At 40.5% G+C, this 15150-nt stretch carries 13 protein-coding genes; 9 read left to right on the top strand and 4 right to left on the bottom strand.

Translation table 11 applies throughout. The features are described from left to right. Positions 1–4 precede the first annotated feature (4 nt). The 6 genes from QOL76_RS04010 to QOL76_RS03985 all read left to right on the top strand — a co-directional run bounded on the left by QOL76_RS04010 (position 5) and on the right by QOL76_RS03985 (position 5407). On the top strand, positions 5–1009 hold the full coding sequence (locus tag QOL76_RS04010) for an NAD(P)/FAD-dependent oxidoreductase (protein ID WP_283411735.1): 1005 nt from the start codon (positions 5–7) through the stop codon (positions 1007–1009). 15 nt (positions 1010–1024) lie between these two features. Beyond that, the gene (locus tag QOL76_RS04005) at positions 1025–1345 is read left to right on the top strand and encodes a 2Fe-2S iron-sulfur cluster-binding protein (protein WP_283411734.1); all 321 of its coding nucleotides are present in this window, start codon (positions 1025–1027) and stop codon (positions 1343–1345) included. Positions 1346–1597: 252 nt separating this feature from the next. Beyond that, positions 1598–2347: a hypothetical protein gene (locus QOL76_RS04000; RefSeq protein ID WP_283411733.1), complete on the top strand. Its 750-nt coding sequence runs from the start codon at positions 1598–1600 to the stop codon at positions 2345–2347. A gap of 58 nt (positions 2348–2405) precedes the next feature. Continuing rightward, positions 2406–2855: a YybH family protein gene (locus QOL76_RS03995; RefSeq protein ID WP_283411732.1), complete on the top strand. Its 450-nt coding sequence runs from the start codon at positions 2406–2408 to the stop codon at positions 2853–2855. A 136-nt stretch (positions 2856–2991) separates the two neighbouring features. Then, positions 2992–4530 carry a M20/M25/M40 family metallo-hydrolase gene (locus QOL76_RS03990; RefSeq protein ID WP_283411731.1) on the top strand — a complete coding sequence of 513 codons (1539 nt, stop codon included), beginning with the start codon at positions 2992–2994 and terminating at the stop codon, positions 4528–4530. A gap of 121 nt (positions 4531–4651) precedes the next feature. Then, positions 4652–5407: a Dph6-related ATP pyrophosphatase gene (locus QOL76_RS03985; protein WP_283411730.1), complete on the top strand. Its 756-nt coding sequence runs from the start codon at positions 4652–4654 to the stop codon at positions 5405–5407. Here the strand turns inward: QOL76_RS03985 and QOL76_RS03980 are convergent. Both QOL76_RS03980 and QOL76_RS03975 read right to left on the bottom strand, forming a co-directional pair. Continuing rightward, the gene (locus QOL76_RS03980) at positions 5388–7295 is read right to left on the bottom strand and encodes a TIGR00341 family protein (protein WP_283411729.1); all 1908 of its coding nucleotides are present in this window, start codon (positions 7293–7295) and stop codon (positions 5388–5390) included. The two genes, QOL76_RS03985 and QOL76_RS03980, sit on opposite strands and share 20 nt — an antisense overlap. A gap of 152 nt (positions 7296–7447) precedes the next feature. Beyond that, positions 7448–8797 carry an AGE family epimerase/isomerase gene (locus tag QOL76_RS03975; RefSeq protein WP_283411728.1) on the bottom strand — a complete coding sequence of 450 codons (1350 nt, stop codon included), beginning with the start codon at positions 8795–8797 and terminating at the stop codon, positions 7448–7450. A 95-nt stretch (positions 8798–8892) separates the two neighbouring features. On the opposite strand from QOL76_RS03975, the gene parS reads away from it, so the two are divergent. Both parS and QOL76_RS03965 read left to right on the top strand, forming a co-directional pair. Beyond that, the gene (gene parS / locus QOL76_RS03970; protein WP_283411727.1) at positions 8893–9321 is read left to right on the top strand and encodes a type II RES/Xre toxin-antitoxin system antitoxin; all 429 of its coding nucleotides are present in this window, start codon (positions 8893–8895) and stop codon (positions 9319–9321) included. 11 nt (positions 9322–9332) lie between these two features. Continuing rightward, entirely contained in the window at positions 9333–9779 is a 447-nt protein-coding gene (locus QOL76_RS03965; RefSeq protein WP_283411726.1) for an RES family NAD+ phosphorylase, read from the top strand. Positions 9780–9790: 11 nt separating this feature from the next. Here QOL76_RS03965 and scpA read toward each other — a convergent pair whose 3' ends face one another. Beyond that, a complete protein-coding gene (scpA, locus tag QOL76_RS03960; protein ID WP_283411725.1) occupies positions 9791–11911 on the bottom strand; it encodes a methylmalonyl-CoA mutase in 2121 nt (706 codons plus the stop codon). Beyond that, the gene (locus tag QOL76_RS03955; RefSeq protein ID WP_283411724.1) at positions 11908–13314 is read right to left on the bottom strand and encodes a methylmalonyl-CoA mutase family protein; all 1407 of its coding nucleotides are present in this window, start codon (positions 13312–13314) and stop codon (positions 11908–11910) included. Before QOL76_RS03955 ends, scpA begins: the two co-directional genes overlap by 4 nt. A 407-nt stretch (positions 13315–13721) precedes the next feature. On the opposite strand from QOL76_RS03955, the gene dnaA reads away from it, so the two are divergent. Then, positions 13722–15146, top strand: coding sequence for a chromosomal replication initiator protein DnaA (gene dnaA, locus QOL76_RS03950; protein ID WP_283411723.1), 1425 nt, complete (start codon positions 13722–13724; stop codon positions 15144–15146). Positions 15147–15150 lie beyond the last annotated feature (4 nt).

Raw genomic sequence — 15150 nt, 5'->3', positions numbered from 1 at the left:
CATCATGATCCATACAGACCTTTGTATTATCGGAGCCGGCCCAGTAGGCCTATTTGCAGTATTCGAAGCTGGTTTGCTCAAAATGCGTTGTCATCTTATTGATGCCCTGCCTCAGGTGGGTGGTCAGCTTTCGGAGATTTATCCGCAAAAGCCTATTTATGATATTCCAGGATATCCGGAAGTAAATGCACAGGATTTGGTGGACAATCTGATGGAGCAGGCAAAGCCTTTCTCCCCGACGTTTACCTTAGGAGAGCGAGTTGACCACTTGGATAAGCAGGAAGATGGATCTTTTATCGTGACAACTAGCGATAAAACAAAAGTTCATGCTCAGGTGATTGTGATTGCTGGTGGTTTGGGTTGTTTTGAGCCTAGAAAGCCAGTAGTAGAGAACTTGGAGCTTTTCGAAGGAAAAGGAATTACTTACATGGTGAAAAATCCTGAAACTTTCCGCGATAAGAATGTAATTCTTGCCGGAGGCGGAGATTCTGCTTTGGATTGGACTATCTTCCTTTCTAAAGTTGCCAAAAGAGTAACCTTGGTTCACCGGAATGAGACTTTCCGTGGGGCACCTGATTCCGCTGCTAAGGTATTTGACCTGGCAAATAATGGTAAAATTGACTTGATTCTTTCATCCAATTTGAAAGAAGTATCTGGGAATGGCACCTTGGAATCTGTCACTTTTGTAGATAAGAGCAAAGCAGAAATCAAGATTGAAACTGATTATTTAATCCCACTATTTGGTTTGAGTCCAAAGCTTGGGCCGATAGCTGACTGGGGATTGAGTATAGATAAAAATGCGATCGAAGTAGATACGCGAGATTACTCTACTGGAGTTGACCGAATCTACGCGATTGGTGATATCAATACTTATCCTGGAAAGCTGAAATTGATTCTTTGTGGATTCCACGAAGCGGCGATCATGATGCATTCTGCTTTCAAATATGTGTATCCTGATCAGAAATTGAGCTTCAAATACACAACCGTTAACGGTGTAAATTCATTTTAATACTATTTTTGCAGCATGGTTAATTTCACTGTAGAAGATCAAGAAGGAAATCGTCAAGAATGCGAAGCGCCAGATGATATGGGCTTCAATCTGATGGAAATTCTCAAAGCATACGAATATCCGATTTTGGCTACCTGTGGAGGTATGGCACTATGTGGAACCTGCCACATCGAAGTGTTGGAAGGCAAGGATGAATTGGGTCAGGCCACGGATCCTGAATTGGATCAGTTGGAAAACCTACCAGAGTACTTTCCTACTTCACGTTTGGCTTGCCAAATCCGGATCGGAGATGTATTGGAAGGTTCTGTACTCAAACTAAGAGGAGAAGATCAGTAAGCTACACAACTTCACAGTTGACCTGCTTCTCCAGAAGCTGGACTTCCGAATCATCTTACTTACTGTAAATATTCTTAAAGCCACTCAGCAATGGGTGGCTTTTGGTGTTTTTACCGCTGAGGAGGCAAAGGTTACGCAAAGTTCACAGTTGTCTTGACTCTCAGGAAGTTGGACTTTTGAAAACTTAAATATCCTCCTTAAAAAACCTTAAAGCTATTCAGTGCTGAGTAGCTTTTGCTATTTTAGGGAGATATGAAATTTCTACTCACTTTACTTATTCTGGTTTTTGGTAATCAAGCTTTTGCCTGCGATTGTTCATTTTCAACACCAACTAATAGCTTTGTCGGGTCGGATTTTGTGGGAAGGATTAAGATCTTAAAAGTTTATCCCAATCAGGGTAAAGAGCAAATATACAGGGCAGATGTGCAAGTTGTAGAGCATTTTAAAGGGCCAAACCTAAATTTCATCTATGTTTATGGTAGAAGCGATGAAAAATTTGGCACCTCTTGTTCTGTGTTTTTTCCCGAAGGATCTGACTTATTAGTTACCGCTCATGCAAAGGACGATGGTAGGTATGTCTTTGGTATGTGTGATTATAAAATAAATTTTAAAACTAATTATAGAAGTAAACAAAGAGATCTAGAATTTATTAGAGCTTTAAGTAGGTATGATAATTCAATTACAGCACATTATATTCCCTACATATCTCCAAACTTCACCTTGTTTTTAAAAAGCAAAAATGGAATTGTATTAAAAGAGAATTTTGCACTTTTTGAAGTAGTGCTAGACGACCAGGTTAACCCATCTCAGGTAGAAATAATTAAAGGGTTTGGTGATGAATTAGATGTTGAAATAGTGAAAGAGCTTTATCAATCCACATGGAAACTAAATTACTATCTAGAATCCGATAAAATAGATGGGGCTGTTAAACTCATCGTTGCAGTTTACTATTACCCAGCAGCAGAAGAGTATGAAAGTTTTATAAGCATATTTGCAGTTTAGCAAATTGCTTATGTTTTCTATAATTGATTAATTTGATTTGTCTTAAACATTCCATCAAATGAAAACCTTCGCTTTCCTGTTTTTTCTCCACCTCATCAACTTCTCCGCTTTTTGCCAAAATCCCTTGAACACAAAAGGCGAATCCCAAGAGATCATAGACCTGATCAGTTCTTATTCCAAAGCTAGGGAGACAAAGGACACAGTGTTGCTGAAGGAAATATTGATAGAAGATGTAGATCAGCTGGTTTCCTCTGGAGTTTGGCGAAAGGGCCTCGCTGAAGCAGTGCAAGGAATGATGGAGAGTTCTACCTCTAATCCTGGTGATAGAACCTTAAAGGTAGAGTCTATTCGTTTTCTGGATCCTGATGCGGCCATAGTTGATGCTCGCTATGAGATCAAAAATGGAGATGGGACTGTCAGAAAAATGTGGAGCACCTTTGTCGTGGTGACAGAGACCGGGCAATGGAAAATTTCCGCTATTCGGAATATGCTTCCTGCAGGTGACTAATTTGCATCCTATTATAGGAGTGACCTACTTTTACACGAATAGCTATTGTGATCCTATATTTTGGCTTAATTTCACCCTGAAATTTATTTTTAGACAAAAATTTATTCAAATAGCACCATTACCAAACCCTAATATTATGAAGAGAAAATTATTAATCCTGCCGGCCCTGCTTTTAGCCGGAATGAGTTTTGCTCAGGAAGTTGACCTTGCGGCAATTGAAAAAATCAAAAAAGAAGGCTTAGAAAATTCAAAAGTAGAGGAAATCGCATTTCAGTTAGTGGACAAGGCTGGCCCGAGGTTGAGTAATTCCGAAGGTTACGAGCGGGCTGTGGATTATGCTATCCAGCAGCTTTCAGACTGGGGTTTACAAAATGCCAACGCCGAACCTTGGGGAGAATTTGGTCGAGGCTGGGAAATGGAAAAGAGCTACATCGCGATGACTTCTCCTTATTACATGCCTTTTATTGCAATTCCAAAAGCTTGGACAGAAAGCACAAAAGGAGAAGTAAGTGGCAAGGTTTATTTTCTTGACATAAAAACTGAAGAGGACTTTGCAAAATATAAGGGTAAACTCAAAGGTGCTATAGTTGCAATTAAACCAACGGGAACCCAAGAGCCTACATACGAACCTGATGCTGTTCGATATACAGCCGAACAATTGCATGGAATGGAGCATCCAGCGCCAAGAGGTGGCGGAAATGGTAGTTATACTCCAGAAATGATTGCTGAATTAAGAGCAGCTAGAGCTTTTTCACAAAAAATAAATGAGTTCATTGCCAGTGAAGGTCCTGCTTTGATCATCAAAGGAGTAAATGGGCGTCATGGAACGCTATTCACAAGCAGCCCTAGAGGTTATATTAAAGACACCCCAGACGTAATTCCAGAATTGGAAACTGCTCCTGAGAATGTGAATTTGATGGCTCGATTAAGTGAAAATGGGGTAGAAGTGGAGATAGAGGCAGAGGTGAAAACTCGTTTTAGAACAGAAGATCTTCAGGGGTATAATGTAATAGCAGAAATTCCAGGTTCTGATCCTTCATTGAAGTCAGAAGTGGTGATGCTTGGTGGACACTTAGATTCTTGGCATGGAGCCAACGGAGCGACTGATAATGCTGCAGGATGTATTGTAATGATGGAAGCGGTAAGAATATTGAAAGCTACAGGTCTTCAACCAAAGCGAACAGTGCGTATTGCCCTTTGGGGAGGTGAAGAGCAAGGTTTACATGGCTCTAGAGGATATGTGGCAAAACATTTTGGTGATCGTGAGACAATGGAGTTGAAACCTGAGCACGAAAAGTTGTCTGCGTATTATAATATTGATAACGGAACAGGTAGAATTCGTGGGATTTACCTTCAGGGAAATGCTGCAGCAGAGCCGATTTTCAATGAGTGGTTTTTGCCTTTAGATGATATCGTGGAAGATCGTACGATCACCATCAGTAATACTGGTGGGACAGACCACCAAAGCTTTGATGCATTAAGCCTTCCAGGATTTCAGTTTATCCAAGATCCTGTGGAATACCGAACTCGTACTCATCACACGAATATGGATACATTTGAAAGATTGGAATTGGATGATTTGAAGCAAATGGCAGTTGTTATAGCTTCATTTGTGTATAATACAGCTCAAAAAGATGAAATGATTCCGAGAAAAGAATTGAGGAAAGTAGAATAAAGAATAACTATCAACCACATCGAAAACGGGTATAAAGTATTTTATATCCGTTTTTTTGTTTGCAGTAGGCCAAATTTTCTGGGTATCAGGGTTTACTTTTGGGAAATCAATAAGTAAAGTTTTGAATAAAGAGAAAGCACTTTTCAATTGGAGTGGGGGCAAAGATTCTTCACTTGCATTATTTAAATTACAACAATCTCAGGAGTTTGAAATTGCATGTTTGCTAACTAGTATCAGTCAAAAATATCAGCGAATCTCAATGCATGGTGTTCGATCTGAATTGTTAGAAATGCAGGCAAAAAGCATAGGGATTCCCTTGGTGAAAATGGAAATTCCCGACATGCCTTCAATGGAAGTCTATGAAAAGACGATGAGAGAAACGCTTACTGAGTTGAAAAGGGAAGGTATTACTGCCTCAATTTTTGGAGATATCTTCCTAGAAGATTTGAGAACTTACCGTGAGACTAAACTTGCTGAGTTAGATTTGAAGGGTGTTTTTCCTCTTTGGAAACACCCTACAGAGAACTTAATTCGCGAATTTTTGGATCTGGGTTTTAAAACCATTACTACCTGTGTCAATGAGAAGTTTTTGGATAAAAGTTTTGTCGGGCGAGTGATCGATGAGGACTTTTTGAAAGACCTTCCTTCTGATGTGGATCCCTGCGGTGAAAACGGTGAATTCCATACCTTTGTGTATGATGGGCCGATTTTCAGTAAGCCCATCGATTTTGAGGTTGGTGAAAAGGTGCTAAGAAAATACGAAGCTCCAAAGAATGAAGATGATTCCGACCAGTGCTTTTCTAAGGAAAAAGAAGATCCCGCCAACTATGGATTTTGGTACTGCGACTTGATCACTGCTACTCCTTCGCCTTTGTAATAGGCTCACCCAATTGTACTCCAAGTGTCAATTCAATTGATGCCGTTCTTCCGATTTTTTCTTCAATTTCAGCTTTGATCTCTTTGAAATCATTTGCGTCCAATGCGTTTTCTGAAAGAATGGTTACGGAAAGCTTCAAAGGTTCCATCTGTACAACTTTTACCTCACGAAGCAATCCATGTGGGATTTCCTTACCACTCAGATCTTGGATGATCGAGGTTTCATTTACCATTTTATTAAAGCTCAGTCCTAGCGGTAAGGCTATTGCTGCCAAGATCCCCAGACTTATCAATAGACCTCTTTTTGCCAACCTGAAAGGACTAAATCCAAGTAGCAGAAATGTCAATGCTGCCGCCATGGTGATGCCAGCTAGGTTAGTGCCCAGCAAAAGCATGGCTCCACCAAAGACTTCCTTATCCATCCATCCAATTCCAATTCCAGCCACAGCCAGCGGGGGCACCAGTGCAACTGAAATTGCCACTCCTGCGAGCGTTTTAGATATTTCCTCCTTGGAGTAAGCATATGCTCCTGCTATTCCAGATGCTATTGCAATACCTAGATCAAGAAGATTAGGTCGAATCCTGGCAAGAATTTGATCATTTAATACTTCCAGAGGAGTGATCAGAGAAATCATAATTGAAAAGAATAGGCCTACTATTGAGCCCCAGAATATGGTAATCAAGCTGTTTTTGATCAATAAACCATCTTGACGAAGCATACCCATGGCCAAGGAAATAATCGGCCCCATCAGCGGTGCTAAAATCATTGCGCCTATTACTACCGGAGCAGAATCGCCAAAAAGTCCAAAAGAAGCGATCATTGTAGAGAGTGCCATCAGCACTAAGTAGGTGGACGAAGTCTGAGAATTTGTCCTTAAGAGCGTAAAAAGATCTTTGAATTCCTCAGCCGTGGCATGGCGAACCCAGGGTAAATAAGAGTGGAGTAATTCTTCCTTTAATCGTCCTGTTGGAAGCCTCGACACATTGATGGATCTTGGGCCTTCTGTAGTTTCCTTTTCCTGTATACTTGCACCCGGAAGAATTTTAACCCTTTCTTCAGTCAAGGAAATCTTTATTTCTTGTTTCTCCTTTTCCTTTCCATCCACGGCGAACTTTATCGTCTCAGTGGACGTGATGCATGCTTCACTGGTGGAAATATAGCCTACAAATCTTGGCAGCGTTCCTCCCTTGATAGGGAAAAAAAGATTCTGCAATCCAAATTGAATTAAGGAGAAAAGGCTTTTCGGTGCCAATATCAACAGGTGGATTCTACCATCGTCCAAACCGGATTGTTCAATTACACGACGAAAAATCAAGTTGCTTTCACAATGGGCTACAGCTAAAACTCCCATTGCTGCTATGTCAATTTTACTTTCTTCCTCTCCATTTTTATAAGTGATGGTATAAGGTTTGAGTTTTACTCTTCGAAAAAGGTTAAGTAGTTGAGAGAACCTTGTCTTGACACCATCGAAGAAATTGGCTGCTCCATTGGAGTAAAGAATGCCTAGTGATGTGCCGACCACCAAAGAATTAAATGCCAGCTCCTCATTTACCTGCATCAAATCGATTTCAGGAATTTCTTCAGCTTCCTGAATTTCCTGCCAGGCAGTTTTAAAATTAGTATTGATTCCAAATCCCTTTTTAGCCTGAATCATCTCAGGGTGGGGAAGGAGCGCTACATTTATCTCTTTATCTTTTGCTTGATCGAGTAGTTGGTGAAGTTGAATATCTGAAAGCGAACAGGCAAAACATTCATTTTGGCCCAGGTTTTCTATAGACACTTGATCCAAAGAAAGTTTTTTATCAGGTTTGGGATCCATCATTTCGAGCAACTCATCGAGTTTTTCGCTTGATATTTCCGGATCATATACAAAAGTGATTTTCTTCATTTTGGGTTATTAGCGTAACAGAAGTTTGATTTCCTAAACTGTACGGAAGTTGGAAATACCAGCCTGAGCAAATGGAAAGCCTTTTATTTACAAATATTGTTCTCGACTTGGTATGATCTAGAAAAGTTAATTGGCTTTTGAATTCTTTCTATCTACTCGGATCGTTCACTCATTTCTCTCAAACGATTTGTACAGTGATCTAATGATCTGTAATGATGGTAAATCCCTTTCCAAATATTTCCTTTTCCTACAGTTTTTAACTCAGGCTGCTTATCCAACCCTCCGGAATACCAATCACCATTTTCATGATCAATTAAATAAGCATTTGTGTAGTCCCAGAGTTTTAGAAACTTCCCGTAATAGTCGTGCGGGTCATTTGGGTAAAGCTCAGCCATCAATAAAAGTGCATTCATCCCCTCGGCTTGGGCCCACCAGTTTTTGGTATCATGAGTCGCACGATAGCCGTCTTTGAAATAATAGCCTTCGTCATAAAAACCACCTACGCTTTTATCCCAACCATTTTCCAGCGCATGATCAATCATTTTCTTGGCGATTCTATGAGTAGTTGTGTCATTTTCCCATCCTAAAACCTCAGATGCCTCTATCATCAAAAAACCTGTTTCCACATCGTGACCAAAGGAAACATGATCAAGATTATGGTGGGCCAATATCACTTCTTCGGTAGAGTCTACAAAGGTTACTGGGCTCCAATCGGGATAGAGAAAAAGTGTCAAGTTGCCTTTCTCTGTAACAATTTGGTCCCGGATGAGCAGCAACATTTCCTCTAATCGATCTTTAACCAATGGTTCAGGCCAAACTTGATACAGTTCAGTAAATGCTTCCAATAAATGGATGGAGCTATTTTGATCTTTATAGCCAAGGTCTGAAGTGGAAGGAGTAGATTCTGGTCGGGAAATAGGAGTGCCATCTGGGGCTAAATGCTGATAATATCCTCCATTTATAGAGTCATGTGCATGTTTGTCTAGCCATAGGAAAGCCTCCTTTGCAAGATCCAAACCAGACTTATCTCCCGATGCATCATAATAAGCAGCAAGTGCAAAGATCCCAAAAGCATTTCCATATGCTGTTTTCATTGGATTGCCAATCTGATTTCCTTGTTTGTCCACTAACCAATGAAACCCACCATTTTCATAATCCCACATTTTATCCCTTAGAAATTCAAATCCGTGTTTAGCTCCTGTTTTATAATATTCAATTTCAGGATACTTTTTTGAGGCTTTAGCATTGGTCCAGACGTGGCGAGACTGGGTAACGATCATTTTCTCCTGCTTTTCCTCTGGGTTGAAGTCGTAAGAGAAATTGCTCAGAAAGCCACCATCAACTGTGTCCATAGCCTGAGGATACCAGTTGTCCAGAACTTCAGTTTTGAGATGATCCTCCATTTGGTCCGCAAGGATTTCTTTTGGATCTTCTTCCTTTTCAGGTGAATGACAAGCAATTAAAATTGACAGAAAGAGAGTTGAATAATACCTAAAGGGCATACTGAAATAGTTTTGAAAAAAACTGATGAATTTAAACAACTTCCGACAAATGTCGTTAAATTTATGACAGTTGTACTTAATATAGCTTATCGGCCATGACTCAATTTACTATTTTCGATCCAGAAGTAGCATATAATACTACAGATGATAAGTTTATAAATGAGGTGATAATGCTGGTAAGGCAGGGTATTACTTTTGAAGACTTTGATAAATTCGCCTCCAAAAGTGCATTTTCAACTGAAGAATGGGCAGAGTACCTGCATATATCAGAGCGTACGTTGCAGCGTTATCAAAAAGAACAGAAGTCATTTGATTCCTTGCAGTCAGAAAAGATAATTGAAATTGCTCTGCTTCAAAAAAGGGGAGTAGAAGTATTCGGAAGTAAGTCAAAGTTTCAGACTTGGCTTGAGACACCTTGTTTGGCATTGGGGGACTTGATGCCAAAATCCTTTTTGGATAGTAGCTTTGGTATTAATCTCTTGAGAGATGAGCTGACTAGAATTGAATATGGTGTCTTGGCATGATAGTTTTTCGGTTGAGCAAAAGTAAGTTCTCAAGTGATTTATCAGGAAAAGGAGCTGAATTGGCGGGCGGGAGATGGAATAGCAAAGGAAAAGCCGTGGTTTATACCAGCCAATCTCGAGCTCTTTGTACCGCTGAAATTGCGGTCCATACGCCACTAGGGAACATTCCTACAGACTACGAAATAGTAGAGATCACCATACCAGATGGAGTTGAGATAAAGGTTATTGAAAATTCGGATTTACCTCCTGATTGGAAATCAATACCACATTCTCATACTACACAGGAAATTGGAGACGGATTTTTATCCGAAAATAACTTCTTGGTTTTTAAAGTCCCTTCTGTAGTTGTACAGGGGGACTTTAATTTTTTGATAAATCCTGCTCATAGAAGATTTAGAGAAGTTGAAATCACTTCAATAGATCCCTTTGAGTTTGATATGCGTTTGTTTTCAAAATAGAATCGTTGATTTCACTCCTCAATCAATCTCTCCAAGATTTTAGTGGCTGCCTCAGAAAGAACAGTTCCAGGCCCGAAAACAGCAAATACTCCTGCCTCCTTTAAAAACGGGTAGTCCTTTGCAGGAATCACACCCCCAGCGACAACCATAATATCCGGTCTTCCCAGTTTTTTCAACTCATCGATCAACTGAGGAACCAAAGTTTTATGACCCGCTGCCAAAGAGGAAGCTCCGACAATATGCACATCATTTTCTATTGCCTGCTGAGCTACTTCTTCGGGTGTCTGGAAAAGTGGACCGATGTCCACATCAAATCCCATATCTGCAAAACCAGTTGCAATAATTTTGGCACCCCGATCATGTCCGTCTTGACCCATTTTGGCCACCATAATTCTAGGACGGCGACCTTCCAGTGCTGCAAATTCGTCTGATAAAGCGATCGCTTTTTTGAATGAATCTTGATTTTTCACTTCTGCTGCATAAACTCCGGTTATTGATTTGGTTTGGGCCTGATGGCGGCCAAAAGCCACTTCCATCGCATCTGAGATTTCTCCCAAAGTAGCTCTTTTTCTAGCAGCATCGATCGCCAATTCTAGTAGATTTTCTTCGCCTGATTTCGCAGCCCGAGTCAGTTTTTCCAGACTTGCTTCTACTTCACTTTGATTTCTAGATGCCTTCACTGTTTTCAGCCGGGCTAACTGGGATTCCCTCACAGCCTGATTATCCACGTCACGAACTTCAATTTCAGATTCCTCATCCACCACGTAGCGATTCACGCCGACGATTACATCCCTTCCGCTATCGATTCTCGCCTGCTTTTTAGCAGCTGCTTCTTCTATTCTCAATTTTGGAAGACCGGCTTCTATTGCTTTAGCCATTCCTCCTAATTCTTCAACTTCCTCGATCAATTTCCATGCGCGCTGCACCAACTGATCTGTCAAAAACTCCACATAATGTGAGCCTCCCCAAGGGTCGACCACTTTGGTGATTCCAGTTTCTTCCTGTAGGACCAATTGAGTGTTTCGGGCAATTCTTGCTGAAAAGTCAGTGGGTAAAGCAATGGCTTCATCGAGTGAGTTCGTGTGAAGGGACTGAGTGCCACCCATGACAGCGGCAAGTGCTTCAACTGCTGTTCTGGTGACATTATTGAAAGGGTCTTGCTCGGTAAGTGACCAGCCTGATGTTTGGCAGTGGGTACGTAGCGCTAAAGATTTGTCAAATTTTGGATTAAACTGCTTTACGATTTTTGCCCAAAGTAAACGTCCTGCCCGCATCTTGGCGATTTCCATAAAGTAATTCATCCCAATTCCCCAGAAAAAGGAAAGTCGGGGAGCGAAATCATCGATGTCTAAACCGGCTTTTACTCCAGTTTTCAAATATTCCAATCCATCAGCAAGCGTATACGCCAATTCTATGTCCGCAGTAGCCCCTGCTTCCTGCATGTGATAGCCGGAGATGGATATAGAATTGAATTTCGGCATGTGCTCTGAGGTGAACTTGAAAATGTCTGCAATGATCTGCATGGATGGCTGCGGAGGATAGATATAGGTATTGCGCACCATGAATTCTTTGAGAATATCATTCTGTATCGTTCCGCTTAGCTGCTTAGGTTTCACTCCTTGCTCTTCGGCAGCGACTATGTAAAAAGCGAGGATTGGAATCACTGCTCCGTTCATGGTCATGGAAACTGACATTTGATCGAGCGGAATTTGATCAAAAAGTAGTTTCATGTCTTCGACAGAATCTATCGCAACCCCGGCCTTTCCTACATCTCCTACTACCCGTGGATGATCAGAATCATAGCCTCGATGCGTGGCTAGGTCAAAAGCTACAGAAAGGCCTTTTTGTCCCCCAGCCAGGTTTTTTCTGTAAAAGGCGTTGGATTCTTCTGCTGTAGAAAACCCTGCATATTGTCTAATAGTCCACGGACGCATGCTATACATGGTACTGTAAGGCCCGCGTAAATAAGGTAGAATTCCCGCTGAGAAATTTATATGTGAAAGCTTAGCAATTTGCTCACTGTCGAAAATCGAAGGGATTGAAATCTGCTCTGGTGCTTCCCAGTTCGTGTTTTCCTCGCTTGGTGAAGTTTGAGTTTTTGCGGATCTCCAATTTTTCAGGTCTGGTCTCATGCGTTGCTCAGGTTTCTTTGTTCTACGAAATAGGTTGCTCTACTTGGCAATAATTCAAAGTCTTTTTCGACGAGAGGTGAAAAACCAAGGTTGTTTTCCAATTTGCCCGTTGCTAAATATTTATTGGCGCCCACTTTTATATCAGTATCTGATAAAACTTTCTTTTGTACGGTTTCCCTGGAATTTCGGATAGCGGTATGCAAGGAACGGTCTTCGAAGTTTTTTAGCCAACCGCCATTTTCTTCCAGTTCCTGCAGCTCTTTTATCACTGAGTTTACGATTTGTTCCTGCAGATTTTCCAGATAATAGGAACCGGCTGCTGGGTCCATGACTTTGTCCAAGTAGCTTTCCTCCTTTAGAACGGATGATACATTTCTCGCAATTCTTTTTTCTAAAACACTGGCTTTTTTCCCTTCGGCAGGTTTCACCCAAAGTGAATTTCCACCTCCTAAAATCCCAGCCATAGCCTCATAGGTTTGGCGGATAAGGTTTGTGTCTTTGTCCAAAAGTGACTTACTCCATTCACTGGTGGAAGTGATGATAGGAACGTCTTCCAGCTGAATTTTTACTCCATAGTTGCCTGCAAGCTCCACAATTAGTTTTCGAAGAGCCTTGACTTTGGCGATCTCTGCGAAATGGGAATCGCCAATAGCGGTATGAAATGTCAGGTTTTCAAATACCTGAGTGGGAGAGATAGCTTTTTTCGAAAGCTTTTCAATCAATTCAATAATTTCTCCAAGTCCATAGCAAAGCTGTTGAATCCCTGTTGCTCCAGTGTTGGCATATCGAGCAAAATCAATAGTCAGAGGGTAGAACTCTTGGAACTCTTTGAAATCAATAATGGCTTTTGCTGCTTGGCTGATTGCTGAATCAAAATTTTCTCCGCTTCGGAATAGCTCGTCACAAGGGCTCCATAAGATCGCGCCTTGCAACATTCCTGGCTTCAGACTGATTGATTCAATCCATTCCTCAATCAGTTGAAAGAATTGAACTGCTTCTCCTGTAGGTAAAAAATTAGTAGAGATAAATTCAGTATGAACGGCTTTTAGTAGCTCGTTTAAATTTTCAGTTCCATTTAAATGGACTACTAATCCATCCGAACCATTTTGAAGTGCGTGCAGGATTTCTTCATTTGTCTCTTTTTCATTTTCCGGAAAAACAGAAACTAGATTACTCCAGATTCTGGGAGACATACCTGGGATTTCTGAGCTAGGATGGAATTTATATGCATCTTTTGGCCCTCCTAAATCTTCTGCAGTGTAGAATGGCTGTATTTTGATTTTGTCCCAAAGTGTGGAAGTTAGAGTGGCGTCAAATCCCTTTCCTTTTAAGTCCTTTTTCACTTGGTCAATCCAGGCTTTTTTGTTGGATGCTGGAAATGTGTAAAAGTGTTTATCTGTCATAGTTGGGCTTAGAATTAGTCATAATTCAAATTTCTCTTGATAAAAAAGCAATTTTTGATCTGGGTAGTCAGACTAAAAAGAGCTTTATCAAAATTAGGAAAATGAAGGGGAAATCAAGATTCTAAATGAATCGTTAAATTTTTCTTAATTGTTTCACACTTCTTAACAACGCCTTGAATATTAGAATAATCAGTCTATTGTGGTTAAAAAAGCCCTCTACCTACCAGAATGTTATTGCCGGAATTTGTAAAGGATTTTTTCACAAAATTTTCTTTGGCTCAAAAACTACTGTTGTGCAAAAACTCAATATTTCAAGAAGAAATCCATTTTTTATTTAAGTTAATTTTGCTCAAATTTGACACCCTTGCACCTACCGCAAGATCATTGTTTTTCAGAAATCTTCTCTAATGAGTTCAGAAGCTAGCGCCGTTTGGAATGAATGTTTACGTGTTATCGAACAACACGTCAATGAGCAGAGCTTTTCAACTTGGTTTAAACCTATTAATCCCGTTAAACTTGAAGGCACTTCGTTGACCATTCAGGTTCCGAGTCAATTTTTCTACGAATGGCTCGAGGATAATTACGTTCAAGAGTTGAAAATCGCTATTAAAACTACCTTAGGCCAAAGTGGTAGATTAGAATATGCGGTTGTAGTAGATAGAGGCAATTCCTCGAACCAGCCATATGTGGTTTCATTTCCTCAAGGGAATTCAGGAAATACTAATAAAAAGCCTCAAGCCCCAGTGGAGCCTGACAAGACTCCATTTGAGATGAAGTCACTCAATGCTGAGGCACTGACGAATAGTAATCTAAATCCGACTTATACTTTTACCACTTATATAGAAGGAGATTGTAATAGGCTAGCTAGATCTGCTGGTTTTGCTGTGGCTACAAAGCCAGGGATTACTTCCTTTAATCCTCTGATGGTATATGGGGGGGTAGGATTGGGAAAAACTCACCTAGTACAGGCAATTGGAAATGAAATCAAAAATGGTCCGGAAAATAAATTCGTGCTGTACGTTTCCTCTGAGAAATTTGTAAATCAATTCATGGACTCCATCAAGGATGGAAATGTGAAAAGTTTTACCAATTTCTACATGCAGGTGGATGTGTTGATTATAGATGATATTCAGTTTCTGGCTGGCAAGGATAGGACACAGGAGATGTTCTTCCATATTTTCAATCACTTGCATCAAAGCAAGAAGCAAATTATCATGACTTCAGATTGCCCTCCTAGAGATTTGAAAGGATTAGAGGAGCGCTTACTTTCCAGATTCAAGTGGGGTTTGACTGCAGATTTGCAAATGCCTGATTTTGAAACCAGAGTTGCAATTATTAGAAGAAAAATGCAGTCTGAAGGAATAATTATTCCTGATGATGTGGTAGAATATCTTGCATACACCGTGGATACCAACGTACGGGAGCTAGAAGGAATTCTTATTTCATTGATTGCGCATGCTTCACTGAACCGTGTTGAAATCAGTCTAGAGTTAGGTAAAACGGTGATGAAAAACATCATCAAGGATATAGAAACTGAAGTTGGTGTAGATTTTATCCAGAAGACGGTTTCTGAATATTATGGCATAGCTGTAGATGATTTGAAGGCTAAAACCAGAAAAAAAGAAATAGTAACTGCTCGCCAAGTAGCGATGTATTTTTGCAAGGAATTCACCAATCATTCCTTGAAATCAATTGGCTATCATTTTGGAGGAAGAGATCATTCTACCGTGATACATGCCGTGCAGACTGTAAATGATATTATGGAAACAGACAGCTCATTCCGAAATACAGTACTAGAGCTGAAGAAGAAATTCAAGATGCGGTCTTATTAAGAGT

It is taken from the genome of Algoriphagus winogradskyi (assembly GCF_900182815.1).
GTDB lineage: Bacteria > Bacteroidota > Bacteroidia > Cytophagales > Cyclobacteriaceae > Algoriphagus > Algoriphagus winogradskyi.
This window is presented reverse-complemented; position numbering and strand designations above follow the sequence as displayed.

What these genes read in the sequence shown, in the direction of transcription:
- QOL76_RS04010 (WP_283411735.1), top strand. Translation starts at nt 5, where the DNA reads ATGATCCATACAGACCTTTGTATTATCGGAGCCGGCCCAGTAGGCCTA.
- QOL76_RS04005 (WP_283411734.1), top strand. Translation starts at nt 1,025, where the DNA reads ATGGTTAATTTCACTGTAGAAGATCAAGAAGGAAATCGTCAAGAATGC.
- QOL76_RS04000 (WP_283411733.1), top strand. Translation starts at nt 1,598, where the DNA reads ATGAAATTTCTACTCACTTTACTTATTCTGGTTTTTGGTAATCAAGCT.
- QOL76_RS03995 (WP_283411732.1), top strand. Translation starts at nt 2,406, where the DNA reads ATGAAAACCTTCGCTTTCCTGTTTTTTCTCCACCTCATCAACTTCTCC.
- QOL76_RS03990 (WP_283411731.1), top strand. Translation starts at nt 2,992, where the DNA reads ATGAAGAGAAAATTATTAATCCTGCCGGCCCTGCTTTTAGCCGGAATG.
- QOL76_RS03980 (WP_283411729.1), bottom strand. Translation starts at nt 7,295, where the DNA reads ATGAAGAAAATCACTTTTGTATATGATCCGGAAATATCAAGCGAAAAA.
- QOL76_RS03975 (WP_283411728.1), bottom strand. Translation starts at nt 8,797, where the DNA reads ATGCCCTTTAGGTATTATTCAACTCTCTTTCTGTCAATTTTAATTGCT.
- parS (WP_283411727.1), top strand. Translation starts at nt 8,893, where the DNA reads ATGACTCAATTTACTATTTTCGATCCAGAAGTAGCATATAATACTACA.
- scpA (WP_283411725.1), bottom strand. Translation starts at nt 11,911, where the DNA reads ATGAGACCAGACCTGAAAAATTGGAGATCCGCAAAAACTCAAACTTCA.
- QOL76_RS03955 (WP_283411724.1), bottom strand. Translation starts at nt 13,314, where the DNA reads ATGACAGATAAACACTTTTACACATTTCCAGCATCCAACAAAAAAGCC.
- dnaA (WP_283411723.1), top strand. Translation starts at nt 13,722, where the DNA reads ATGAGTTCAGAAGCTAGCGCCGTTTGGAATGAATGTTTACGTGTTATC.